19 protein-coding genes are annotated in these 23579 nt (G+C 74.7%); 4 read left to right on the plus strand and 15 right to left on the minus strand.

From position 1 onward, the window contains the following. Positions 1 to 170: 170 nt before the first annotated feature. Positions 171 to 962: an IclR family transcriptional regulator gene (locus tag AB0O09_RS27325; protein WP_363545665.1), complete on the plus strand. Its 792-nt coding sequence runs from the start codon at positions 171 to 173 to the stop codon at positions 960 to 962. Between the two features lie 33 nt (positions 963 to 995). Here AB0O09_RS27325 and AB0O09_RS27330 read toward each other — a convergent pair whose 3' ends face one another. Both AB0O09_RS27330 and AB0O09_RS27335 read right to left on the minus strand, forming a co-directional pair. Next, positions 996 to 1307: an antibiotic biosynthesis monooxygenase gene (locus tag AB0O09_RS27330; RefSeq protein ID WP_363545668.1), complete on the minus strand. Its 312-nt coding sequence runs from the start codon at positions 1305 to 1307 to the stop codon at positions 996 to 998. Between the two features lie 134 nt (positions 1308 to 1441). Continuing rightward, entirely contained in the window at positions 1442 to 2590 is a 1149-nt protein-coding gene (locus AB0O09_RS27335; RefSeq protein WP_363545671.1) for a hypothetical protein, read from the minus strand. A gap of 866 nt (positions 2591 to 3456) precedes the next feature. On the opposite strand from AB0O09_RS27335, the gene AB0O09_RS27340 reads away from it, so the two are divergent. Next, positions 3457 to 3786, plus strand: a complete 330-nt coding sequence (locus AB0O09_RS27340) for a hypothetical protein (RefSeq protein WP_344627580.1) — start codon at positions 3457 to 3459, stop codon at positions 3784 to 3786. A 40-nt stretch (positions 3787 to 3826) separates the two neighbouring features. On the opposite strand, the gene AB0O09_RS27345 is transcribed toward AB0O09_RS27340, so the two are convergent. The 8 genes from AB0O09_RS27345 to AB0O09_RS27380 all read right to left on the minus strand — a co-directional run bounded on the left by AB0O09_RS27345 (position 3827) and on the right by AB0O09_RS27380 (position 14617). After that, a complete protein-coding gene (locus tag AB0O09_RS27345) occupies positions 3827 to 4966 on the minus strand; it encodes an alpha/beta hydrolase-fold protein (protein ID WP_363545674.1) in 1140 nt (379 codons plus the stop codon). Between the two features lie 314 nt (positions 4967 to 5280). Next, positions 5281 to 6147: a universal stress protein gene (locus AB0O09_RS27350; RefSeq protein ID WP_363545677.1), complete on the minus strand. Its 867-nt coding sequence runs from the start codon at positions 6145 to 6147 to the stop codon at positions 5281 to 5283. Between the two features lie 112 nt (positions 6148 to 6259). Beyond that, positions 6260 to 7129: a phosphotriesterase gene (locus tag AB0O09_RS27355; protein ID WP_363545679.1), complete on the minus strand. Its 870-nt coding sequence runs from the start codon at positions 7127 to 7129 to the stop codon at positions 6260 to 6262. Position 7130: 1 nt separating this feature from the next. Next, positions 7131 to 7709: a DUF4865 family protein gene (locus tag AB0O09_RS27360; protein ID WP_363545682.1), complete on the minus strand. Its 579-nt coding sequence runs from the start codon at positions 7707 to 7709 to the stop codon at positions 7131 to 7133. A 14-nt stretch (positions 7710 to 7723) separates the two neighbouring features. Then, complete coding sequence (locus AB0O09_RS27365) at positions 7724 to 8281, minus strand: TetR/AcrR family transcriptional regulator (RefSeq protein ID WP_363545685.1); 558 nt, start codon at positions 8279 to 8281, stop codon at positions 7724 to 7726. 111 nt (positions 8282 to 8392) lie between these two features. Next, a complete protein-coding gene (locus AB0O09_RS27370; RefSeq protein WP_363545687.1) occupies positions 8393 to 10522 on the minus strand; it encodes an MMPL family transporter in 2130 nt (709 codons plus the stop codon). A gap of 38 nt (positions 10523 to 10560) precedes the next feature. Next, a complete protein-coding gene (locus AB0O09_RS27375) occupies positions 10561 to 13842 on the minus strand; it encodes a BTAD domain-containing putative transcriptional regulator (RefSeq protein WP_363545689.1) in 3282 nt (1093 codons plus the stop codon). 340 nt (positions 13843 to 14182) lie between these two features. After that, positions 14183 to 14617 carry a group III truncated hemoglobin gene (locus tag AB0O09_RS27380; RefSeq protein WP_363545692.1) on the minus strand — a complete coding sequence of 145 codons (435 nt, stop codon included), beginning with the start codon at positions 14615 to 14617 and terminating at the stop codon, positions 14183 to 14185. A 128-nt stretch (positions 14618 to 14745) separates the two neighbouring features. Between AB0O09_RS27380 and AB0O09_RS27385 the strand changes: the two genes are divergently transcribed. Continuing rightward, positions 14746 to 15735: an aldo/keto reductase gene (locus AB0O09_RS27385; protein WP_363545694.1), complete on the plus strand. Its 990-nt coding sequence runs from the start codon at positions 14746 to 14748 to the stop codon at positions 15733 to 15735. A gap of 97 nt (positions 15736 to 15832) precedes the next feature. Here AB0O09_RS27385 and AB0O09_RS27390 read toward each other — a convergent pair whose 3' ends face one another. The 5 genes from AB0O09_RS27390 to AB0O09_RS27410 form a co-directional block, all read right to left on the minus strand. Then, on the minus strand, positions 15833 to 16549 hold the full coding sequence (locus AB0O09_RS27390; protein ID WP_363545697.1) for a winged helix-turn-helix domain-containing protein: 717 nt from the start codon (positions 16547 to 16549) through the stop codon (positions 15833 to 15835). 634 nt (positions 16550 to 17183) lie between these two features. Further along, a complete protein-coding gene (locus tag AB0O09_RS27395; RefSeq protein ID WP_363545700.1) occupies positions 17184 to 17804 on the minus strand; it encodes an ATP/GTP-binding protein in 621 nt (206 codons plus the stop codon). Then, complete coding sequence (locus AB0O09_RS27400; protein ID WP_344628257.1) at positions 17785 to 18282, minus strand: DUF742 domain-containing protein; 498 nt, start codon at positions 18280 to 18282, stop codon at positions 17785 to 17787. Before AB0O09_RS27400 ends, AB0O09_RS27395 begins: the two co-directional genes overlap by 20 nt. Then, positions 18279 to 18698, minus strand: coding sequence for a roadblock/LC7 domain-containing protein (locus tag AB0O09_RS27405; RefSeq protein ID WP_363545702.1), 420 nt, complete (start codon positions 18696 to 18698; stop codon positions 18279 to 18281). The genes AB0O09_RS27400 and AB0O09_RS27405 overlap by 4 nt, the downstream gene beginning before the upstream one ends. After that, positions 18695 to 21352, minus strand: a complete 2658-nt coding sequence (locus AB0O09_RS27410; protein WP_363545705.1) for a nitrate- and nitrite sensing domain-containing protein — start codon at positions 21350 to 21352, stop codon at positions 18695 to 18697. Before AB0O09_RS27410 ends, AB0O09_RS27405 begins: the two co-directional genes overlap by 4 nt. A 366-nt stretch (positions 21353 to 21718) precedes the next feature. Between AB0O09_RS27410 and AB0O09_RS27415 the strand changes: the two genes are divergently transcribed. After that, positions 21719 to 23539, plus strand: coding sequence for a long-chain fatty acid--CoA ligase (locus tag AB0O09_RS27415; RefSeq protein WP_363545707.1), 1821 nt, complete (start codon positions 21719 to 21721; stop codon positions 23537 to 23539). Positions 23540 to 23579: the final 40 nt, after the last annotated feature.

A 23579-nucleotide genomic window follows, 5' to 3' on the forward strand; every position in this document is an offset into this window, starting at 1 on the left:
GGTTGAGCCAGCACTGGGGGTTCCGATGGGAACTCCCGAGATCCGGACCCCCCTACGGGCGGGTTCCGTTCTGTACAGTGGAGCCTAGTTTCCGCGATACAGAATTTCAACGGTTTGTTGATGTGATCGGCGGGGACTCTACTCCTCCCCCGAGAGCGAAGGGAACACCGGTGGTCAGCACCCCCGCCGCAGACCGGACAGGCACCGACCGCGCCGGCGGCGTGCAGTCCGTCGAGCGCGCCTTCCTCCTCCTCGAGGCGCTGGCCGAGGCCGGCGGCACGGCCGCGCTCAGCGAGCTGTCCGCCAGCTCCGGCCTGCCGATGCCGACGATCCACCGACTCATCCGTACCCTCGTCCAGCAGGGATATGTCCGGCAGGACACCGCCCGTCGGTACACGCTCGGCCCGCGGCTGATCCGGCTCGGCGAGACGGCCGGCCGCCTGCTGGGCAGTTGGGCCCGCCCGTACCTCGCGGAGCTGATGGAGGCCACCGGGGAGACGGCGAACCTCGCCGTCCTGGAGGGCGGCGAGGTGGTGTACGTGGGCCAGGTTCAGTCCCGGCGCTCGATGCGGATGTTCACCGAGGTCGGCCGCCGGGTTCAGCCGCACTGCACCGGCGTCGGCAAGGCACTGCTGGCCCAACTCCCGCAGGAGGAGGCCCGTGCGGTCCTCGGCAGCCGACCGCTGCAGGCGCACACCCCCTTCACCCACACCGACCCGGCCGAGCTGCTGGAGCACCTCGCGGCGGCCCGGGAGGCCGGGTACGTGGTCGACGACCAGGAGCAGGAGATCGGCGTCCGGTGCATCGCGGTCGCCGTGCCCGGCGCGCCCACGCCCACCGCGCTCTCGGTGTCCGGCCCGGAGGCCCGGATCAGGGCGCTGGAGGCGCAGGACGGCGAGGCCGCCCTGGTGCCGGTGATGCGCCAGATCGCCGAACGGCTCGGCCGGGTGCTGGCGCCCTGACGGTACGCCAGCACCCGTGGCCGGACGGGGGGTTCAGTGCAGGCTGAGCTCCCCGGCCTGCTCGATCACCACCTCGTGCACGGTGAGTTCCGGCTCCGTGCCCACCAGCCGGAAGATCCTCGGCGCGGCCGGCCGTTCCGGCGCGTTGCGGACGGCCTCCAGGGCCGCCATGTCCCGCCACAGGCTCTGCACCCGCCAATGACCGGCCGGGCCTCGGAGCAGTTCGGTGCGGACGAGACCCTCCGGCAGCGGTCCCGACACCAGCTCGCGGTACAGGGCCACCAACTCGGCCTCGCGCTCCGGCGCGACGACCGCGCCGACCTCACTCAGAACCTGTTCGGTCATGGCACTCACCTCCGGATCTCCAACGTACGCCGGGAGCGGCCCGTCCGCGCAGCCGCCGAACGGGGGCCATTCGCCGGACACTTGGCGTGTCCATTCGGTCACGCTGAGCTTCCGTGCGCGCTCCGGCGGACGCCTCAGCGGTAGACCCGGACGTAGTCGGCGGCGGCGGTGATCGGCTCGGCGCCGTCGGGGCCGGGGTGGTACTTCCCGGCGACCACGGAGAGGTTGAGGATCAGGTACGCCGACCAGCGCTGGCCCACGCCGCGGCCGTCCGACCAGACGCGCTCGCCGTTGACGTACCAGTCGACCGAGTTGGTGCCGTACCGGGTGCCGATGGTCACCCACTTGCCGGGCGCGACGGCGTCCGCGTCGGTGTAGTACTTGGCGCCGCGGCGGACGTGGTTGGTGAGTTCCAGCAGGTGCGGATTGTCGGGGTGGTACTCGAAGCTGTCCACCTCGCTGCCGCCGTTGCGCCAGGTCCACAGCGCGGGCCAGGCACCTGCGCCCTCGGGGAGTTGGACCTTCGTCTCGACGTAGTCGCCGGCGTGCACCCGGAAGCCCTCGTCGGAGCCCTCGGTGGTGAGCAGGCCCGTCTCCCAGGCGCGGCGGCCGTTCTCCAGCCGCTGCTCGGACCGGGTGGCGGTGAAGACGGCGACGCCGTCGGTGGTCTCGACCGCACCCGGGTTCAGCAGGTCGAGCTTGTTGTCGTCCGGGTTGTGGTCGCCGTAGCGGTACGCGCTGCTGCGGTCGCCGACCCACTTGGAGCCCCAGGCTATCGAGCCGTCGAACTCCTCGGACCAGACCAACGAGCCGCCGGGCAGGGGGATGTCGGGGTCGTCCGGGGTCGGCGTCGGGCCGGGCGGCGTCGGCCCGGTGGAGGAGGGCGCGACGGTCAGGGTCTGCTGGGCGAGGTCGTGCCAGGCGTTGGCGTAGTCCTGCCAGTAGCCGAAGGCCGTGTACGTTCCGGCCGGCAGGGTGCGGGAGCCGGTGGTGACCGTGACACCGCCCGGGCAGATCCGGACGTTGGTCGCCGCACCGGGGAAGTCCAGGTTGCGCCCGGCCCCGTCACGCACGGCGACGCCGACGGTCCTGGCGGTGATGCAGACCAGGGAGTGCACGGTGAGCTGCGCGCTCGCGGCGGTGCCCTCGGTCATCCCGGTGGGGGCGAGTCCGTCCTGGGTGACGAGCCGGACGGCCTCGGCGCGGCCGGCGAGCGGCAGCGCGAGCAGCATCGCCGCGGCCGCCGCCACGCCGAGGCGTGCCGGTCTGATGGAAAAAGGCATGGCGGTGTCCTCGAAGGTGCCCACGGGTGGGCCGAGTTCGGCTTTCGGGCAGGGTCGGGCCGCCGCACGGCACGGCTCGTCCCCGGGTCGACGCACAAACGGTGCAGGGCGCGTCGACACGCCGATTCGGCTCCCCCGTTCCCGTCCGAATTCCGTGCTCGTGGTGCTCGCGGCAGGCTGGACGGGAATCGGCGTACCGGCCGCGAGGTCCGCAGGGGGCGGAACATCGCGGCCAGAGTAAGCACACGGTTCGACGGCGGACAACTGCTGACTGCTCACCATCTGTCGATGCGTGAAGAATTTATGAAGACTTCGATGCAGCAGCCGACTCACTTGAGAAATAGGAGAGTTGAGGGAGTTTGACGGCCATTCGAGTGCAATAGCGGACCATCCGGAATCGCCTCCTTTCGACACGCTGGGTGACCGACAGGTCCAGACCACGCGGCCGCCCGCGACACGCCGGAACCCCCGGTCCGGCCGCCTTCTGCCGAGTCGACGTCAATTCCCTTTCAGGAAAGGCGATGTGTGGCGGAAACGTCGATCCGGCCACGAGCGCCCGACGGCGAAGGCCGACGCTTGCCATGGAAATTCGGCTACGGAACATCAGTCGCGGCGCCCAACTGCCGCCCCGGGCAGCGGGATCGGCGCCTTTGCCGATGGCCGGCGACGGTGGCGGACGCCGGGGGCGGGAACGGCGGCCGTGTGCTCCCATCGGTGGAGCCCCCGGCGTGTCCGGGTCGGCCCGGGGCGTGTCCTCGATCGCAGTCGGCCGGACATGGTGGGGAACGATCACGGCGTCCGCTAGGTTGAACGGGTGCGGCCGCCGGGGCCGCAGCACCCGCCGAGATTCCGAGGAAACGCCCGAGATGACCGCGCCTCTGCCGGGTTTCGCCGGCCACACCTATCTCTTCCAGGTCGACAACGGCGCCGCCTTCCGGAACTCCTACTCCGCCGACGGCAAGCGGCTGCGCTGGGAGGGTCTCGGCGAGTCGGCCGGGCAGTTCGAGGACGTGTCGCTGCACGTCGCCCAGGTCGGCCAGCAGCTCTGGTTCGTGAGCTGGACGGAGCAGAGCGGGATCACCGTCAGCCACGTGATGGACCTCGCCGCCCTCACCGTGCGGGTCTTCTGGACGTACGAGGGCGAGGGCGGGCGGGTCGGCGAGCTGCACACCGGCACGCTGGAGCAGCTCAGCTGAGTTCGGCGGGCCCGGTCCGCCGGTGCGGAGCCGGGGCCGGTCAGGCCCCGGCCACCAGGTGCTGGGAGAGCCACTCGAGCGAGGGCGGCAGCAGCTGCGACCAGGTGCGGAAGTTGTGGCCGCCCTGCGGGACCCAGGCGGTGTTGGCGGTCATCGGCGCCTTCACCGCCTTCTGGAACGCCTCGGTGCCCGGCTTGTAGGTGCCGTCCCCGGCCTGCGGGCCGGCCAGCAGCACCGAGACCTTGGGCTGCGGCAGGTTGTTGAGCCGCCACATCAGGTCGGCCTCGTTGCGCCGCTGCTGGCTGCCCTTGAAGAGGTCGCCGGTGGTCGCGTCCTCGGCGGCCTTGTAGTAGCCCGAGAGGGAGACGGCGGTCGGGAAGACCTCCGGGTGGCGCATGGCCATCTTCAGAGCGCAGTACCCGCCGGTGGAGTTGCCGACCACGCCCCAGGCCGCCGGCTCGGCGGCCACTCGGTAGCTTTCGGCAACCACCCGGGGGACGTCCTTGGTGAAGTAGGTCTCGGACTGCGCGCCGCCGGGGATGTCCTCGCACTCGGTGTCGGCCGGCATCGCCGGCGAGGGCCGCATCAGCACCAGCACGGTCGGCTGCATCTTGCCGCTCTGCATCAACTGGAGGGCGGCCGACGGGTAGTTCAGCCGGGTGATGAGGTTCTTGGCGTCGCCGGGGAAGCCGGTCATCACCACGGCCGCCGGGAAGCGCTTCTGGGCGTCGGCCGGCTGGAAGTACTGCGGGGGCAGGTAGACGTACGCGTCGGTGCTCAGCCCGGAGTGCGAGCCGGTGATCCGCACGGACTGGATCTCGCCGCTCCGCTCGGGGCCGCCGCTGCCGCCCTCCACCGGCTCCTTGCCGAGCAACTGCGCCTTGACCACCGGCACCGCCGCGGCGGGCCGACCCTCGACCGAGGCCTGGACGCTGACCGGCCCGGTGTCGCCGGTGCCGAGCAGGTCGTCCCAGCTGCTGTAGAAGGCGAAGTAGTTGTTGGCCACCAGGCCGATCGCGCAGAGCACCGCGAGCTGGGTGGTCAGCAGGGCGGCGATCCGGCCGAGCACCGCCGCCCAGGTCGTCCGGGCGAGCCTGGGCCACCACAGCACCGTCGCCGCCAGCAGCAGGACCGCGAGGGCGGTCGCGATCGCCAGGACCGTACTGCTGGTCAGACCCATGATTCCGCCACTCCCCGAGATTCCCGCGTGCGCCACGGCGCGGCCGCCCCCGCGTCCGCGGGAAGGCCCCCGGTGAACGCACGCCGAACGGGGTGCTTCCGGTTCCACCGGGGGTCGGCCGGTTCGGCGGGCCGTCCCGGGCCCGCTGCCGCCGACCGACAAGTATGCACGTCCGGGCGGTCCCTCCGGTGCACGGGACGGCGCGCACGGGGCTCTCCCGGGCCGCCGGGTGACGCAACTCACCCGCAAGGGTCGTACATCGGGGCGGTGCCGGCGGTCGGCCGCGTCCGGCGGACCGTCAGCGCAGCGGACCGTCAGCGCAGCGGCACGACGGCGACCGGGCAGTAGGCGTGGTGCAGCACGGCGTGCACGGCCCCGCCGAGGCGCAGCCCGAAGTGCGCGGCGGGCTGCCGGCGGGAGACGACCAGCAGCGCTGCCTGCCGGGAGGCGTCGACGAGGGTCCCGGCGGCGCCGCCGCCGACCTGGCGGGCCTCGAAGGCGACGTCGGGGAAGTCCTCGCGGACGGGGTCGCAGGTGCGGAGCAGCAGTTGCTGGTGCAGCCGGGCCTCCTCCCCGAGCTCGTCCACCATGGGTGCCATGTGGCCGACGTCGGCGACCACCGGCGACCAGGTGTGCAGGGCGCGCACCGGCAGCCCGGTGAGCTCTGCGGTGCGCAGCGCGAACCGCAGGGCGGGGGCGTCCCGTTCGTCGCGGACGGCGACCAGCACGTGGTTGCCGACGTGCTCGGTGCCGCGGACGACGACGACCGGGCAGGCCGAGTGGGCGGCGACCCGCAGGCTCACCGAGCCGAGCAGCAGGGAGGCGAAGCCGCCGTGGCCGCGGGTGCCGACCACGGCGAGTTCGGCGTGCTCGGCGGCGGTGAGCACGGCCTCCGCGGCGTCCCGCGGGACGACGTCGCCGGTGAGGCGCAGCGCCGGGTGGGAGGCCCGGACCTTGCCCAGTGCCTCCTCCAGGACGGCTTCGGCGTCGTGCAGGATGAGGTCGGTGACCGCCGGTCCGGTGCGTGGCGAGAGCGTCACCGTGCCGGTGTTGACCGCGTGCACCAGGTGGAGCGGGCAGTCGCGGCGGGCGGCTTCGCGGGCGGCCCAGTCGGCGGCGGCCGCGGCGTGCGCGGAGCCGTCGACGCCGACGACGACGCCTGCGGGGGATCTGCTGTTCATGGTCGGCTCCCGGTGTGCGCCGACGCCCGGACGGCCCGCGCGGGCGGGTCGTCGGGGCGGTCGGCCCTGTGGTTCCAGGATGCTCCTCCGGCGGGGTCGCGGCACGGCCCGGTCACCAGGCGAAGGCCGCCGCGGGGTTGTCGGTGAGGACGAGGGCGGCGAGCTCGGGGCCGAGCCGGGGGCGCAGCCGGTGCAGCAGGTACGGCATGCCGGGGTTGCCGCGGGCGGCGGCGGTGGTGGTGTCGCCGCCGAGCAGCAGGCGGTGGGCGTGGCCGGCGTCGGCGAGGGCGTGCAGGCACTCCAGCAGCCGGTGGTCGGTGGCGTGGTTGGCGCGGGAGGGGCCGTCGAAGGCGAGGTAGGCGCCGGAGGCGGCGAGTTCGCGGTGCAGGCCGGGGTCGGGGAAGCGGTTGAGGTGGCCGAGGACCACCCGGTGCGGCGGGACGCCGAGGCGGTCGCAGAGCAGTTCCAGGACGTCCTGGGCGCCGGTGCCGAGTTCGTGGTGGACGCCGATGGGGGCGCCGGTGGCGTGGTGGGCCTCGGCGGCGGCGGTCATCGTCCACCGGGCGTGGGCGTCGAGGCCGTGGTAGCCGCCGGCGACCTTGATCAGTCCGGCCCGGTCGCGGAGTTCGGCGGTGAACAGGGCGGCGAGGTCGAGCCGGCGCAGCGCGTCGGGGTCGTCGTAGTGGGCGGCCTGGTGCAGGCCGGTGGCGGCGACCAGGTGGAGGCCGGTGGTCTCGGCGAGTTCGACCAGGTCGTCGAGGCGGCGGCCGAGCCCGTAGGGCGTCCACTGGACGACGGCGCCGCCGCCGAGGGCGGCGAAGGCGCGCAGTTCGTCCTCGGCCGCGGCCGGGTCGTCGAGCTCCTGTCCGGGCAGCAGGGCGCTGCGCAGGAAGAGGTGGTCGTGGCTGTTGGTGGTGCCGAGGCGTTCGGGCGGGACGGGGCCGAGCACGGTGTGCACGGCCGGGGTTCGGTCCGCGGTCATCTCAGTCCTTGGCCGGCAGGAGGGGTTCGGGTCGCGACAGGTGCAGCACACGGTAGGCGGTGCAGTGGCCCTCGGCGGGCGTTTCGGGCGGGGTGTCGGCCCAGAGGGCGAAGTGGACGAGTTCCCAGCGGGCCGGGTCGAGGGCGACGGCCGCGGTGTGCAGGCCGGGGGCGTCGCCGAGGGCGGCGAGGGCGCGGGCGGTCTCCTCGCCGGGGTCGGTGCCGGGCGGCAGTGACCGGGTGGTGCGGGTGGCGGTGGTGGGCGGGGTGTCGGCGGCGGGGCCGGTGTGGAGTCCGGCGCCGATCCAGTGCCGGACGGTGGGGCGGCCGAAGTCGGCGCTGAGGCCTCGGAAGCCCGGGCCGGTGAGGAAGTCGGTCATGCCGGTGGCGGTGCGCCACAGGTAGAAGGGGGCGTAGGCGTTGACCGGGGAGCCGAGGGTGCCGGTCTCGCGGACCAGGTAGGCCTTGATGCCGAGGCCCGGGAGGGTGTCCGTCAGGTGCCCGCGGGTGGCGACCCGGTGGTGGACGATGCCCATGTCGTAGTCGGCGGGCAGGGTGATCTCGTACTGCATGGCCTGCACGGGTGCTCCCCGGTCTAGGCGGCGCGCAGCAGCGCGAGTGCGCCGCGGACGGCCTGGTGGAAGGGTTCGGGGTCGCCGGCGGCGCGGGCGAGGACGTAGCCGCCCTGGACGACGGCGACGATCGCGGCGGCGGTGTCGGCCGGGTCGCCGCCGGGGGCGAGGTCGCCGGCGGCGACGCCCTGGGCGACGACCTCGGCGATCCGGCCGCGCAGCCAGGCGAAGGTCTCCTCGACGGGGGCGCGCAGCCGGGGGTCGGCGACGACCTCCGGGTCCTGTGCCATCCGGCCGATCCGGCAGCCGCGCAGGACCTCGCGCTCGCGTTGCAGGTAGCCGGCGATCCGCTCGTAGGCGGTGCCGGGGGCGGCGAGGCGCTCCTCGGCGAGGGCGCGCAGCTGTTCGGCGCTGCGGGCGAGGGCGGTCGCGGCGAGGTCGGGCTTGCCGTCGAAGTGGTGGTACATGCTGCCCTGGCCGGCGCCTGCGCGCTGCTGGATGGCGCGCGGGCTGGTACCGACGTAGCCGCGTTCCCAGAGGAGCTCCTGGGTGCTCTCGATCAGGCGGTCCTGGGTGCTCATGGAAGCGACTGTACATACCAGTAGGTACAGACTCAACCGGCGACCGCGGAAAAGCCTCCGGGCGCCGCTCCTCCCCACGTGGGAGCGGCGCCCGGAGCGGAGTGTGCCGGTTCAGGCCGGGACGCGCTCCGGCTCGGCGGCGGCGGTGCCCGCCGGGTCGGCCGCCACCGGCGCTGGCCAGCGGCGGGCGAGCGGGCCGGGCAGCCACCAGTTGAGCCGGCCGAGCAGGGTCATCGTCGCGGGGACGAGCACCAGCCGGACGACCGTGGCGTCGATGAGCACCGCGACGGCCATGCCGACGCCCATCATCTTCACGGTGATGTCCGGGTCGATCGCGAAGCCGGTGAAGACGGCGACCATGATCGCGGCGGCGCTGCTGATGACCCGCCCGGTCGCGGACAGGCCGCGCACCACCGAGCCCTTGGCGTCGCCGGTGGCGAGCCAGTCCTCCCGGACGCGGTCGAGCAGGAAGACCTCGTAGTCCATGGAGAGGCCGAACAGCACGGTGAACATCAGGATCGGCACCCAGCTGGAGACCGGCACCTCGTGCGGCAGGCCGAGCGCCCGGGCACCGGTGTCGGACTGGAAGACCGCCGTCATCACGCCGTAGGCGGCGGCCACCGAGAGCAGGTTCATCGCCGCGGCCTTCACCGCGATGACCGGCGCCCGGAACAGCACGGTGAGCAGGATCAGCGAGAGCGCGACCACCACCGGCACCACCACCCACAGCCGGTCGGAGAGCCGGTCGGAGATGTCGGAGAAGGCGGCGACCGTGCCGGTGATCTCGGCGCCCTCGGGCAGTACGTCGGTGCGCAGCGACTTCAGCAGGTCGGCGGTGCGCTCGTCCTGCGGGCCGGTGGCGGGGGTGACGGTGACGACGGCGGCGTCCTGCGCCCGGTTGACCAGCGGCGGCCGCACGGCGGCGACGCCCGGCCGGGCCTTCAGGGTGTCCAGCAGCGCCGGCAGCTTCTCCTGCGGCACCTTCTTCAGGTCGACGGCGACGATCAGCGGCCCGTTGGCGCCGGGCCCGAACGCGTCGGCGGTGAGGTCGTACGCCTTGCGCGTGGTGCTGGACGACGCCTGGCTGCCGGCGTCCTGCGGCCAGGTGCGCATGTGCAGCATCGGGGCGGCCAGGGCGAGCAGCACCACCAGCGAGCCGAGCGCGGCGGCGACCGGGCGGCGGCCGATCAGCCGGGCCCAGCGCTCGGTGCGGGTCGGGCCCGCCTGGGTGCGGCGCTGCGGTTCGCGGCGCTCGGCACGGCGCAGCAGCCGGTCGCCGGCGAGCGAGCAGAGCGCCGGGACGAGGGTCAGGGCGGCCAGCATCACGGCGCCGACCACGGCGAAGGTGGCGTAGCCGAACGAGGAGTAGGTGGGCAGGCCGGCCAGCTTCAGGCCGAACAGCGCGACCAGCACCGTAGAGCCGGCCACCACCACGGAGGCGCCGGCGGTGGCGGTCGCCTCGGCGGCGGCCTGCTGCTTCGTCAGGCCCTTGCGCAGGCCCTCGACGTGGCGGCTGACGAGCAGCAGGGCGTAGTCGATGCCGACGCCGAGGCCGACCATCGAGGCCACCGTCGGCGCGGTCGGGCTGATGTCGGTGACCGCGGAGAGCAGCGTGGTGAGCCCGGTGCCGAGGCCGAGGCCGGCCAGGGCGACGACCAGCGGCAGGCCGGCCGAGACCACCGTGCCGAGCGCGACCACCAGGATCACCAGGGCGGCGCCCATGCCGATCATCTCGGCGGCGCCGTTCGGCGCGGTGAAGTTCTCCGGCAGCTGTCCGCCGAACTCGACCTGCAGGCCGGACCGCTCGGTCGGCTTCGCGGCCTCGCGCAGCGCGTCCAGGCCGGCGGAGCCCTTGAAGTCGGTGACCGGGACGGAGTAGTCCACGGTGATCAGGGCGGTGTCGCCGCGGGCGGACAGCACCGGCTGCGCCACCGAGGCCACCTTGGGCAGGGCGGCGAGGCCGTCGCGCAGCGCCGCCAGCCGGTCGGCGGGCACCGGCCCGCCCCGGCGGTCGTGGACGACGACCCGGGCGTTCGCCCCGGACATCTCCGGGAAGCGCTCCTTCAGCAGGTCGGCGCCGGCGGTGGAGCGGGTGCCGGGGACGCGGTAGTCGTCGTGCGGGGTGCCGCCGAAGGCGGCGGCCAGGCCGAGGGCGAGGCCCAGCAGCAGCACCCATCCGAGGACGGTGCGCCAGGGCCGGGCGGCGGATGCGCCGCCGAGGCGGCCGAGCAGGGTAGACATCGTCGGGGCCTTTCGGCAGTCCGGTGGTCGATACCCGTTCAGCCTGCGGGGTGCCGCTTGGAGCCCACTTGGTGCCGGGCGACGGCCTCCGCGTCCGGGACGGCCGGCAGGCCGTGCAGCGCGGCCAGCGCCTCCGCCTCCCAGTGCGGGGACTCCCAGCGGCGGGCCACCTCGGCGGCCTGCGCGAAGTACCCGGCGGCCTCCTCGGTGCGGCCGAGCATCCGGGCCAGCTCGCCGAGCGACTGCGCGACCGGCCGCAGCGCGACGGAGGTCGACGCGGCGCCGGCCACCAGGCCGCGCAGCGGCCGCAGTTCGGCGATCAGCTCGGCCGCCTCGGCCCGCTCGTCCAGGGCGACCACCGCGGCGGCGCGCAGCGCGAGGAAGAAGGAGCGGTAGTAGTCGGGCTGGACGGGCGGCCGGACGGCCCGGGCGGCCCGGGCCTCCTCGGTGCGGCCCAGCGCGGCGAGGGCCAGCGCCTCCACGTCGGCGACCAGGCGCCCGTACAGCGCGGTGACGGCACGCAGCCGGGGCAGTTCGCTGCCGATCCGGCCCTCCTGGACGGCGATGGTGAGGTCGGCGAGCGCCCCGAAGCCCTCGGCGTGCACCGAGGCCCGGGCGGTCAGCCCAGCGACGGCCTGCCGGTACAGCTCGGCGGCCTCCGCGGTGCGGCCCGCGGCGAGTTCCAGCATGCCGCGGTGGCAGCGGCCGACGTCGACCAGTTCGAGCAGCCCGTACCGTTCGGCGATCGCCGCGGCGGCCGCGATGTGGCGGCGCAGCGCGGGCAGGTCGCCGGCGACGGCGGCGGCCGTGGCGTACAGCTGCTCGGCCTGCCAGCGGTAGGCCGGCAGGTCGTGCCGGCGGGCCAGTGCGGCGAGTTCGTCGGCGATCACGGCCCGCTGCGGGGCGCCGAGTTCGAAGTCGCAGATCCGGGCGGACGCGGCCAGGGCGAGCGCCAGCAGCCGGGGGTCGCCCTCGGCGCGGGCGATGGCGAGCGCCTCGTCGGCGGCGGCGGTGCCGATCGGCTCCCCCGCGCAGTTGCACTCGTGGGTGAGGGCGTCCAGCAGCCGGCAGCGGGTCGAGGGCGGCAGGTCGGTGCGGCGCAGCAGCCGCTGCAGCGTCTCCACCGCCCGGTCGTCGTAGCTGCCGTAGGGGTGGGCGACCCACGGGGTGGGTTCCGTCCAGGCCGTCCAGGCCTCGATCTCCAGGTCCTCCCGGCCGGTCTCCTCGGCGAGGGCGACCGCCCGGCTGCGGGTCGCGGTGGCGGCGGAGATCGCCCCGGCCCGGACCTGGGCCCGCAGCAGCGCGCCGAGCAGGGCGATCCGGCGGGCCGGCCGGTCGTCGCCGTCCTCCGGCACCCGGTCGAGGTTGTCCAGGGCCTGCTGCAGCAGGTCGGCGCAGGTCTGGTGGGCGTAGCGGCGCTCGGCGGCCTCGGCGGCGCGCACGCAGGCGTCGACGGCGCGCTGCGCGGTGGCGGAGGAGGCGGCGGCCGTCCAGTGGTGGGCCAGCGCGGCGAGGCGGTCCGGCCGCAGCGCGCACAGCGCCTCCGCGAACCGGCCGTGCAGCCGCGCCCGGCGCAGCCCGCTGAGGTCGCCGTACAGGGTGTCGCGGACCAGCGCGTGCGCGAACCGGACGGCCCCGGGCCGGGGTTCGGTGAGCAGCCCGCCCGCGACGGCCGCCTCCAGCGCGTCCAGCAGGCCCTCCTCCTCCGCGCCGGAGGCGTGCACCAGCAGCTCGACCTCGGTCTCCCGGCCGGCGACCGAGGCCAGCCGCAGCGCCTCGACGGTGGCCGGCGGCAGCCGGTCGAACCGCCGCCGCAGCACGTCCCGGACGCCCTGTGGCACCTCCTGGACGGCCACCAGCGCGCCCTCCCCGGCCAGCAGGTGGGCGCTCTCCACCAGGTAGAACGGGTTGCCGCCGGTGCGTTCGGCGAGCGCGCGGACGGTGTCCGCGTCGACGGGGCTGTCGCAGACCGCGCCGATCAGAGTGCCGGCCTCGGCCTCGTCCAGCCCGCCCAGCGCGATCCGGTACGGCGAGCAGCGGGCGAAGGTGCCGAGCAGATCGGTGAGCCGCCCCTCGCCGGGCCGGTGCGCGCACACCAGCATCAAACGCTCGGGCCCCTGCGCGGCGGCCAGTTCGGCGGCCAGCGCACGGGTCTCCTGGTCCGCCGCGTGCAGGTCGTCGAGGATCACCGCGACGGGCGCCTGCTCCGTCGCGGCCTCCAGCCAGCGGGCGACCGCCCGGTGCAACCGGAAGCGGCCGGTCAGGGCGTCCCGCCGACGGGACGGGTCGTCCTCGCCGAGCAGCGGGGCGAGTTCCGCCGCCGTCGCCGCGCTCGGCGGATGCTGCCGGGCCAGCTCGCGCAGCGCCTCCGTCCACGCCCAGGCCGGCGGGGCACCCTCCGTCTCCGGGCACCGGCCGGTGGCCACCAGCCAGCCGCTGCGCCGCAGTTCGCCGCTCAGCCGGGCGAGCAGGGTGGACTTGCCGGCCCCGGCCTCGCCGGAGACCAGCACCACCGACCGGCCGCCGGGGGCGGTCGCGGCCGTCGCCGCCTCGCGCAGGGTGCGCTGCTCGGCCTCCCGGCCGACGAACGGCGGCTCGGGCGGGCCGCCGCCGCAGCCCGGCCCGGCGGTGCACGCCGGACCGGACGGACGGGCCGGCGGAAGGTCGGCGGCCGGGATCGGCACGGCCAGCAGGTCGGTGCGCTGCCGGAGGATCGCCGACTCCAGCTCGGCCAGCGCCGGCCCCGGGTCCAGGCCGAGTTCGGCGGTGAGCACGGTACGGGCACGCCGCAACGCCTCCAGCGCCTCGGCCTGCCGGCCGGCGCCCCACAGCGCCCGGGCCAGCAGCCGCCAGCCCTCCTCGCGCAGCGGATGCTCCTCGGTCAGCGCCAGCGCGGCGGCCGCCGCCTCACCGGCCCGGCCCTCGTCCAGGGCCGCCACCACCGCGGACTCCCGCGCGGCCAGCCGCAGTTCACCGAGCCGGGTGATCTCGGCCGCGGCCCAGGGCTCGTCGGCGAACTCGGCGAAGGCCGTCCCCCGCCAGAGCGCCAAAGCCTCGTCGAACAGCCGGGACACCGGGTGCCCGAGCCGCTCCGCGGCCTGCTCGGCGAACGGCCGGAGGTCGCGGGCGTCCCGCAGCCGCTGCTCGAAGTCCCAGGCGTCGACACCGGACGCCGGCACGGCCAGGGCGTAGCCGGGGGCACGGCTGACCAGCAGCCGGGCGGGCTCGCGGGGACCGCGCTCGGGTTCGAGCAGGCGCCGCAGGTTGGAGACGTACGCCTGCAGGGAGGCGGCGGCCTTGGCCGGGGGCGGCCCTGCCACAGGTCGTCGATCAGCCGGTCCACCGGGACGACGGCACCGCGGGCCACCAGCAGCCGGGCGAGCACACCGCGCTGCCGCGGGCCGCCGAGGCCGACCGCCGCCCCCGCCACCTGCGCCGTCAACGTGCCCAGCACCGATATCCGCACCATCGTGCAGCGAGCCTATGCGATGCCTCCAAGTGGACTCCAAGCGGAGGGGCAGCACCTCAGGGGGGCGGGAACTGCGCAGTCCGGGGCCGGGCATCGTGACAGTACGGGCGAGCCTGATCTGTTCGACGACCCACATCCGAATTGCGCAGTTCCCCGCGCCCCTGGGGTGCTGCCCTCCGGAGGGAAGGTCCTCAGCTGCGGAGCAGGACTGCCGAGAGGGGGACGAAGCCGCCACCGGTGCCTTCGGTGTCGCCGCCGGCGGTGCGGCGGAGCATGGCGAGGGCGATGCGTTCGCCCTGGGCCTTGGCGCGGTCGGCGGTGGGGCCGGTGTGGAGGCCGTCGACGGAGGCGTGCCAGAGCTGGACCCAGCGGCCGAAGTGGGCGGCCGTGAGGGGGCGCTGCCGGTGCAGCCCGAGGTGCGGGGCGAAGGCGTTGCGCCGGTACTCGCCGCTCCGGAGCAGGGCGCTCGCCCAGAAGTCGGTGATGTGCGGGAGGTGGGTCTCCAGGTCGAGCCGGGCGACCTCGGTGAAGTGCGGGCCGATCAGCGGGTCGGCGAAGGCGGCGGCGTAGAAGCGCCGCAGCAGCGGCTCCAGGTCGGCGCGGTCGGTGATGTCGGGACGCGTCACCGGCGGGCTCCTCTCCGTGCGGCCCGGCGGCCCGTCCGGCCGCCGCGGCCAGGCTACGCCCGGGGTGTCCGGTTCCGGCAGGGTCGTTGGTCCCCTGCGACCCGACCGCCACCTGGCAGGATGCCGGTATGACCTATCTCCCCTCGGACGACCGCTACGCGTCCATGACCTACCGGCGGGCCGGGCGCAGCGGTGTGCAGCTGCCCGCGGTGTCGCTCGGCCTGTGGCACAACTTCGGTGACTCGCAGCCGCTGGAGGTGCAGCGCGCGGTGCTGCGCCGGGCCTTCGACCGCGGCGTGACCCACTTCGACCTGGCGAACAACTACGGCCCGCCGTACGGCAGTGCCGAGCGCAACTTCGGCTACCTGTTCGCGCAGGACTTCAAGCCGTACCGGGACGAGTTGTTCATCGCGTCCAAGGCGGGCTACGACATGTGGCCGGGGCCGTACGGCGACGGCGGCTCGCGCAAGTACCTGCTGTCCAGTCTCGACCAGTCGCTGGGCCGGATGGGCCTGGATTACGTCGACGTCTTCTACTCGCACCGCTACGACTCCACGACTCCGTTGGAGGAGACGATGGGGGCGCTGGACCGGGCGGTCCGCTCGGGCAAGGCGCTGTACGCGGCGATCTCCAACTACCCGGCCGAGCAGCACCGCGAGGCGGTGGAGATCCTGCGCGGCATGGGCACGCCGGTGCTGATGAACCAGATCAGCTACTCGATCCTGAACCGCACCCCGGAGGACGGGCTGCTGGACGCGATCGGCGAGACCCAGACCAGCATGATCGCCTTCTCGCCGCTGGCGCAGGGGCTGCTGACCGACCGCTACCTGTCGGGCGAGGTGCCGGCCGGTTCGCGGATGTCGGTCGGCCACTTCCTGCGCGAGGAGGCGCTGACCGGGCAGAAGCTGGAGCAGCTGCGGGCGCTGAACAAGGTGGCCGAGCAGCGTGGTCAGACCCTCGCCCAGCTGGCGCTGTCGTGGGTGCTGCGGGACGAGCGGGTGGTCTCGGTGATCATCGGTGCGTCGAGCGTGGCCCAGCTCGACCAGAACCTCGACGCGCTGAAGGCCGGTCCGCTGACCGCCGAGGAGCTCGCCGAGATCGACCGGCTCAGCCGCTGAGCCCGACGGCCCGACCGGCCTGCGCCGTCGGTCGTGCCACCGGCCGGGGTCGGACGCGTACCGCGTCCGACCCCGGCCGTCGTGCTGCTGCGTCCGTTCAGACGGCGGGCGCGTACTTGTAGCCGACCCGGCGGACGGTGACGATGCTGTCGCGGTGCGCCGCACCGAGCTTGCGCCGCAGGCGGGCGACGTGCACGTCGACGGTGCGGCCGTCGCCGACGTGGCCGTAGCCCCAGACGGCGGTGACCAGGTGGTCGCGGGTGTGCACCCGGTGCGGGTGCTCGGTGAGGTGGGCGAGCAGCTCGAACTCCAGGTAGGTGAGGTCGAGCTGGACGCCGTCGACGTGGGCGGTGCGCCGGTCGGTGTCGACGCTGATGCCGTGCGCGGACGGCCGGGCGGCGGCCCGGGGCCGCTCGGCCGGGGCGACGGCGGCCGGGGCGGCCGTGGGCGCGGGGGCCTGGTCGGCGGGGACGAGCAGCAGGTAGCCGACCAGCGGGTGCCCGGTGGAGGCGCCGAGTTCGGCGCCGTACTGGGCGAGCAGACCCTGGGGCAGGGCGGACGGCGGCAGTGCGACGACCGTGGCGCCCTCCGGCAGGCCGGCGGGCAGCAGGGCGGCGGGCTGCCGCTCGGGCGCGGGCCGGCTGTGCTGGGGCGCTGCGGCGGTGTGCGGGGCCGGGGTGGTGGTGTGCGGGGCGGCGGTGGTGCTCGGGTACCAGCGCTCGGTGCCGCCGGGGACGGCGGCCACGGAGCGGACGGCCCGCAGGTGCGGGGTGGCGGCGGTGACGGTACGGGTGGCCGTGGAGGTGGAGGACATGGTGGGCTCTCTTCGCGCGGGACGGATTCGGGTGGTCGTCTGCGCGTCGGGCCTTGCGCGGAAGTGGCACTGACGGTCGGTCAGTCCACCGCAAGGGCGGGACGCGCGCTAGGCGGTCCGACAGGTCCGGTCGAAGAGGTGCGGCTGGCGGGACGGCCAGAACGGTTCGAGCTCGGGGCGGAACGGGTCCACGGTCGGGTCTCCGGGTGGGCGCAGGGCGGAAGGCGCCGGGCAGCCGTCAGGACGCGGCCCGGCCGGGGGTTCGGGGACGGGGATCGGCGCCGGGCTGGCCCGGGCCGGTGGGGTCCGTCAGTGACAGCAGGCGCTGCAGACCAGCGCCTGGTCGATGTGGCGGCGTACGGTGAGCGCCGGCACGGCGGGGGCGGGCAGGACCGTGCCGCGGAACGCGTCTGCGGTCATGTCGACTGCCTCCTCCCCCGGGGGCACGGCGCGGGGCGCGCAACGTGCAACGTGCAACGTGCAACGGGTACGAGCCTTCCACGCCCGGACGGCCGCAGGCAACCCCGACGGCCCGGGCGTCCGCCATCCGGGACTCTTGCGTCCCGCCATTCGGACATCGGTCCGGGCGGGCCTGGTGGAGCCCTGGTGACGGGCCGTCCGGCCGAACGGTCCGTCAGCCCTCGGCGGCGCCCGTGGGGTCGAGGCCGGCCTGCGCGGCGGCGTGCTCGACCAGCCGGATCAGCAGCTCCTTGCCGTCCTCGCGGCTGCGCGCGTCGCACAGCAGCACCGGGATGCCGGGGTCCAGGTCGAGCGCGGCGCGGACGTCCTCCGGCGCGTAGACCTCGGTGCCCTCGAAGCAGTTGACGGCGACCACGAACGGGATGCGGCGCTGCTCGAAGAAGTCCACCGAGGGGAAGGAGTCGGCGAGCCGCCGGGTGTCGGCGAGCACCACCGCGCCGAGCGCGCCCTGCGCCAGCTCGTCCCAGACGAACCAGAACCGGTCCTGGCCGGGGGTGCCGAAGAGGTAGAGCGCGAGGCCGGGCCGCAGGTCGATCCGGCCGAAGTCCATCGCGACGGTGGTGCTGCGCTTGGCCTCGACCCCGGAGGTGTCGTCGACCGGGCGGCCGCGCTCGCTGAGGAGTTCCTCGGTGCGCAGCGGGCGGATCTCGCTGACCGCCCCGACCAGGGTGGTCTTGCCTGCGCCGAAGCCGCCGGCGACCAGGATCTTCAGGGCCGTGGAGGACCAGAGGGCGGAACGGGTGTCCGCGGGGGCGTCAGAGTGCACGGAGGCCATTGATCACGTCTCGCAGGAGTTGCTCGTCGGGTCGCTGGGCGAGCGGCACGGGCCGGGTGACGGTGATCAGCCCGGCGTCGTTGAGGTCGCCGAGCAGCACCCGGACGACGCTGACCGGCAGGTCGCAGTAGGAGCCGAGCTCGGCGACGCTCAGCGGCTCGTCGCGGCAGAGCGCCAGCAGGGCGTGGTGGGTGGCGTCGAGGGCGGGCTCGTGGTCGGCCCCGCCCCCGGCGTCCGTGGCGCGCACCAGGGAGATGAGGTCGAACAGGCCCTCGTCGACCGGCCTGGCCGCCCGCCCCCTGGTCACCGAGAACAGCCGCACCACCGGCCCCGCGTCGTCGTCGAACCAGCGGTCGTCCGCGGCGCTGCGCGGCGTGAAGAGGTCGATCTCCGGCTCGGTGTCGTAGGGGTCGTCGTACGGGTCCTCGTACGGCCCGTCCTGCGGTGCGTCGTCCTCGGCGGCCATCCCGTCGGTCATCTCCCTTGCGCGGCGGACTCGGTGCGCGGCTCGGCGGCGAGGTGCTCGCCCACCCGCTTGACCAGCAGCGCCATCTCGTAGGCGATCTGGCCGACGTCGGACTCGGCGTCGCTGAGCACGGCCAGGCAGCTGCCGTCGCCGGCCGCGGTGATGAAGAGGAAGGCCTCGTCGAGCTCCACCATGGTCTGGCGGACCCCGCCGACCCGGAAGTGCCGGCCGGCGCCCTTGGCCAGGCTGTGGAAACCGGAGGCGACGGCCGCGAGGTGCTCGGCGTCCTCGCGGGCCAGGCCGCCGGAGACGCCGGTCGCCAGACCGTCGCTGGACAGGATCACCGCATGCCTCAGGGTCGCGACGCGGCCCACCAGGTCGTCCAGGAGCCAGTTCAGGTCTCCGGACGGCTGTGTCGTTGCGGTCATTTCTCGGTTCCTTCCGCTGGGGCGGGTGGTGCGGGTGGTACGGGGTTTCCTTGGCGTACGGGGTACAGCTGGGGCCGCGGGCGCGCGGCCGGCAGAGCAGGTGGGACGGGTGCAGAGGGTAGCGCCACCCGGGGCGGTACGGGGACCCCGACCCGCGGTCGACCGGATTGCGGTGGTTCGGGGGCGTCGGGCAGGTCCGGCACCACGGTCAGCGAGGCGGGCTGCAGGCGGTCGCCGCGGCCGCGGGCGTAGCCGCGCTGGAAGGAGGCGAAGGCGGCCCTGGCCTCCTCCGGCGAGCGCTCGCGGACGGGTTCGGCGGCCTGCTGTTCGCCCTCCTGCCGCAGCTGGGGGGCGAGGCTGGCCTGCCGGACGCGCTTGGGCAGCAGCCCGCCGGCGACCGGCGCGGGGGTCTCCGCGGGCGCCGGGGCGGGCGCGGCGGCGGGGGTGCCGGCCGGCTCTGCGGCCGGGGCCTCGGCGGGGCCCTCCGGGCGGCGGTGGCGGCCGGTGCCGGCCGCCTCCGGGTCCGGGACGAGCGCCGGGCCGCCGGTGCGCCGGCGGGGCAGTCCGCCGGGGGTGGCGGCGGGTTCGGCGTTCGAGGGCTTCGGGCCGCCGTTGATCCTCGGGGCGCTGCGCGCCCGGCTGCCGCGGCCGCCGCTGCCGGAGTCCGCCGCGGCGCCCGCCCCGGCCCCGGTGGGGACGGCGGTCGGGCGGGCCGGCTCGGCGGCCGGACGGCCGGAGAACTGGTCGGCCATCACCTCGTTGGCGTCGGCCAGCAGCTCGCGCGGGACGAGCACCACGGCGGTGGAGCCGCCGTACGGCGAGGGCCGCAGGTGCACCCGGATGCCGTGCCGACGGGCGAGGCGGCTGACCACGAACAGGCCGAGCCGGTCGGTGTCGGCGAGGTCGAACTCCTGCTCCACGGCGAGCCGCTGGTTGATCTCCTCCAGCGCGTGCTCGCTCAGGCCGAGGCCGCGGTCGTCGATCTCCAGGCAGAAGCCGTGCGCGACGACCTCGCCCTGCACCGTGACCTGGGCGTGCGGCGGGGAGAAGACCGTGGCGTTCTCGATGAGCTCGGCGACGAGGTGGGTGACGTCGGCGACCGCGCTGCCGAGCAGGCCGGTGCCGGGGAAGGGCCGGACGATCACCCGGGCGTAGTCCTCGACCTCGCCGACCGCGGCCCGCACGACGTCGACCATCCGGACGGGCTTGCGCCAGGCGCGGCCGGGCGAGCCGCCGGAGAGGATGATCAGGCCCTCGGAGTGGCGCCGCATGCGGGTGGTGAGGTGGTCGAGCCGGAAGAGGTCCTCCAGCTCGGTCGGGTCCTCGGTGCGGCGCTCCATCGCGTCCAGCAGGGTGAGCTGGCGGTGCAGCAGCACCTGGCTGCGGCGGGCGAGGTTGACGAAGACGGCGGCGACGCCGCGCCGCAGTTCGGCCTGTTCGACGAGGGCCTCCACGGCGACCACCTGGACGTCGTGGAAGGCCCTGCCGACCTGGCCGATCTCGGCGGCGCCGAACTCGAGGTCGGGCGTCTCGGCCGCGACGTCGACGCTCTCGCCGCGGCGCAGCCGTCCCATCATCTGCGGCAGCCGGGTGCCGGAGAGCTCCTGGGCGGCGTTGCGCAGCGCCACCAGCTCGCGGACGTGGCCGCGGCCGATCCGGTAGGAGATGAGGACGGAGAGGACGACGGCGAGCAGGCCGATCAGACCGGCGACGGCACCGCGGACGATCTGGTTGATCGCGTAGGACTCGGCGCGCTCCCCGATCCGGTCGGCGAGCCGGGTGTTGAGGTCGGCGTAGGAGGCGAGCACCGGGATCGCGGACTCGCGCCACGGGTCCTTGGGGTTGGCGTGGACGGCGGCGACGCGCTGCACCGAGGAGTCGAAGTTGGCCTCGGCGGCGGCGAGCGCCATCCAGTTGTCGGAGCTGCGCAGGTCGGCGTAGTCGCGCTGGTCGGTGAGGTCGAGCTCGCCGGCGTAGACGCTGAACAGCGCCTGCTGGGAGTGCATGTTGTCCAGCGCGACCTGGATCATCTCGTCGCCGGGCTTGTCGGTGACCCGCAGCGCCTGCATCGCGGCGACCTCGCAGGAGAGGTACTCGCGGGCGCGGACGAGCTCGGTGAGCAGCATGGTCTGCCGGGGCAGCTGGCCGCTCTGCCGGCCGGCGAAGGAGGAGCGGAACGGGAAGACCGTCTCCACCAGGTCGCTGTAGGCGAGCAGCTCGTGGTCCCAGCTGACGACGTCGCGCAGGGCCTGGCCGCGGATCGCGGAGAGCTGGTCGGCGGCGGTGAGGATGTCCTGGTACTTCGTCCGCTGCTGGGCGTCGAGCCGGCCGAGCGCCTCGGTGTCGTTGAGGTAGCGCAGTTCGCGCAGGCTGTGGTCGGTGGCGGCCTGGGCGTGCTCGTAGGCGTCCTTGTTGGGCTGCGAGCCGGGGTCGGCGAGGCGGAGGACGGCGGTGCGGCGCTCCTCCTGGAGATCCAGGGTGTACTGGTCGACCGGCTTGACCAGTTCATGGAAAGATGAGCTGACGTCGAACTGGCTGCGGACGTCCCCGGTGGTGACCAGGGTCGCGTAGACCCACAGCCCGGTGAGCGCCACGATGGGCACCATGAGCAGCGCGATGATCTTCGCGCGGATCGAGCTGCTGCGCAGACGCATGGGGTCCTCGGTCGGGATGGAGCCAAGCGCGGACAGGGGTGCGGTTCGGGCGGGCGGTCGCGCCTCCCCGATCGGGCATGGGTGTCCCGGCGGGGGGCCGGGCCGTCGGATCTGCGTGACTCTACACCGCGCTGACCACCCGTTCGAAGGGTCGCAGCCATCCCTTCCGGCACCTGTCCGATTGATCCGGTATTGCTCCCCGGGCGACCGCTCTCCGCTGTCACCGGGGGGTGCACTCGGTGCCGATCGCGCCGGGGCGTCCCCGGGCCTCTGGGCAGCACGGCCGGAGATCCGGTAGCTTCGCTGCCGATCCGTCCGCCGGCCGGGCAGGCCGACCGCGCGGGGAAGACGGGGATCGGGGGCGGTGTGCGCGAGGTCAGCAGCCCCGCCCTGTCCGAACCGGCCGCCGGCGGGCTCGCCGACTCGGTGTTCGACACGGCCGAGCAGAGCCCGGGGCTGATTCAGCTCTCCCGGCTCGTGGACGGGGTGTGGCAGCCGGTGACGGCGCTCCAGTTCCGGGACGAGGTGCTCGCCCTCGCCAAGGGGCTGCTCACCCGGGGCGTGCGCTACGGCGACCGGGTCGCCGTCATGTCCGGCACCTGTTACGAGTGGACGCTCTTCGACTACGCGCTCTGGGCGGTCGGCGCGATCCCGGTGCCGGTGTACCCGACCTCGGCGCCCGAACAGGTCCGCTGGATCCTCGCCGAGACGCAGGCGGTGGCCTGCGTGGTGGAGCACGAGGACCACGCGATGACGGTCGGCGCGGTCTGCGACGCGCTGCCCGAGCTCACCGGCATCTGGCAGCTGGACCGGGACTGCGTCGGCGCGCTGATCGAGGACGGCCGGGGCGTGCCGGACGCGCTGGTGCACCGCCAGCGGCTCGGGGTCACCGCGGAGAGCATCGCCACCGTCATCTACACCTCGGGCACCACCGGCCGCCCCAAGGGCTGCCTGCTCACCCACGGCAACTTCACCGCCGAGGCGGACGCCCTGCTGGAGGGCTGGGGCGAGATCTTCCGGGACACCGGCGGTGTGCCGCCGGCCACCCTGCTCTTCCTGCCGCTGGCCCACGTCTACGGCCGGATGGTGCAGGTCGCCGCCGTCCGCGGCGGCATCCGGATCGGCCACCACGGGCAGCTCACCACGGACAGCCTGCTGCCGGCGCTGGAGTCCTTCCGGCCGACCTTCCTGCACGCGGTGCCGTACGTCTTCGAGAAGATCTACCAGCGCGCCCGGGAGCGGGCGGAGGAGGCCGGCAAGGCCGAGCTGTTCGACCTGGCGGCGGAGACGGCGGTCGCCTGGGCGGCCGCCCGCGAGCGGAAGGCGCTCGGCCACGGCCCGGGGCCGAACACGGCGCTGCGGGTGCGGCACGCCGCCTACGACCGGCTGGTGTACCAGCGGCTGCGGGCGGTGCTCGGCGGGCGGGTGCGCAACATCATGTCCGGCGGCTCGACGCTGGGCCGCGAGCTCGGCCTGTTCTTCGCCGGGGCGGGCATGACGGTGTACGAGGGGTACGGCCTGACCGAGACCACCGCCGCGGTGACGGCCAACCCGCCGGGGCGGCCCAAGTTCGGCACGGTGGGCCGGCCGGTGCCCGGGGCGGCGGTGGCGATCGCCGACGACGGCGAGGTGTGGGTGACCGGCGGCACGGTCTTCTCCGGCTACCTCAACCACCCGCGGTGCACCGAGGCGGCGCTCGTCCGGGGCTGGCTGGCCACCGGCGACCTCGGCGAGCTGGACGAGGACGGCTACCTCACCATCACCGGCCGCAAGAAGGAACTGATCGTCACCAGCAGCGGCAAGAACCTCGCCCCGGGCGCCCTGGAGGAGCGGGTGCGCTCGCACCCGTTGGTGGCCCAGTGCCTGGTGGTCGGCGACGACCGCCCGTACGTGGCGGCCCTGGTCACCCTGGACCCGCAGGCGCTCGCGCACTGGCTGAAGCTGCGCGGCCGCGAACAGCTGGACGTGTGGGGGGCGCTCGCCGACACCGATCTGCACGGGGAGATCCAGCGGGCGGTGGCTGCGGCCAACACCGCCGTCTCGCGGGCCGAGTCGATCCGCGCCTTCCGGCTGCTGCCCAAGGAGTTCAGCGCCGAGGACGGGCTGCTGACGCCCTCGCTGAAGATGCGGCGCAGCGCGATCCAGGCCTACTACGCGGAGGACATCGAGGAGCTGTACGCGCCCTGACGGCCCGCCGCGCCGCGCGGGGCGCGGGGCGCGGGCACGG

The organism is Kitasatospora sp. NPDC093679, assembly GCF_040683455.1.
Taxonomy (GTDB): Bacteria; Actinomycetota; Actinomycetes; order Streptomycetales; family Streptomycetaceae; genus Kitasatospora; species Kitasatospora arboriphila.

Excerpts from the sequence above, each read along its gene's own strand:
- AB0O09_RS27345 (WP_363545674.1), bottom strand. The coding sequence starts at position 4,966 with ATGGGTCTGACCAGCAGTACGGTCCTGGCGATCGCGACCGCCCTCGCG.
- AB0O09_RS27385 (WP_363545694.1), top strand. The coding sequence starts at position 14,746 with ATGACCTATCTCCCCTCGGACGACCGCTACGCGTCCATGACCTACCGG.
- AB0O09_RS27370 (WP_363545687.1), bottom strand. The coding sequence starts at position 10,522 with ATGTCTACCCTGCTCGGCCGCCTCGGCGGCGCATCCGCCGCCCGGCCC.
- AB0O09_RS27355 (WP_363545679.1), bottom strand. The coding sequence starts at position 7,129 with ATGACCGCGGACCGAACCCCGGCCGTGCACACCGTGCTCGGCCCCGTC.
- AB0O09_RS27410 (WP_363545705.1), bottom strand. The coding sequence starts at position 21,352 with ATGCGTCTGCGCAGCAGCTCGATCCGCGCGAAGATCATCGCGCTGCTC.
- AB0O09_RS27405 (WP_363545702.1), bottom strand. The coding sequence starts at position 18,698 with ATGACCGCAACGACACAGCCGTCCGGAGACCTGAACTGGCTCCTGGAC.
- AB0O09_RS27365 (WP_363545685.1), bottom strand. The coding sequence starts at position 8,281 with ATGAGCACCCAGGACCGCCTGATCGAGAGCACCCAGGAGCTCCTCTGG.
- AB0O09_RS27400 (WP_344628257.1), bottom strand. The coding sequence starts at position 18,282 with ATGACCGACGGGATGGCCGCCGAGGACGACGCACCGCAGGACGGGCCG.
- AB0O09_RS27340 (WP_344627580.1), top strand. The coding sequence starts at position 3,457 with ATGACCGCGCCTCTGCCGGGTTTCGCCGGCCACACCTATCTCTTCCAG.
- AB0O09_RS27350 (WP_363545677.1), bottom strand. The coding sequence starts at position 6,147 with ATGAACAGCAGATCCCCCGCAGGCGTCGTCGTCGGCGTCGACGGCTCC.
- AB0O09_RS27330 (WP_363545668.1), bottom strand. The coding sequence starts at position 1,307 with ATGACCGAACAGGTTCTGAGTGAGGTCGGCGCGGTCGTCGCGCCGGAG.
- AB0O09_RS27335 (WP_363545671.1), bottom strand. The coding sequence starts at position 2,590 with ATGCCTTTTTCCATCAGACCGGCACGCCTCGGCGTGGCGGCGGCCGCG.
- AB0O09_RS27395 (WP_363545700.1), bottom strand. The coding sequence starts at position 17,804 with ATGGCCTCCGTGCACTCTGACGCCCCCGCGGACACCCGTTCCGCCCTC.
- AB0O09_RS27390 (WP_363545697.1), bottom strand. The coding sequence starts at position 16,549 with ATGTCCTCCACCTCCACGGCCACCCGTACCGTCACCGCCGCCACCCCG.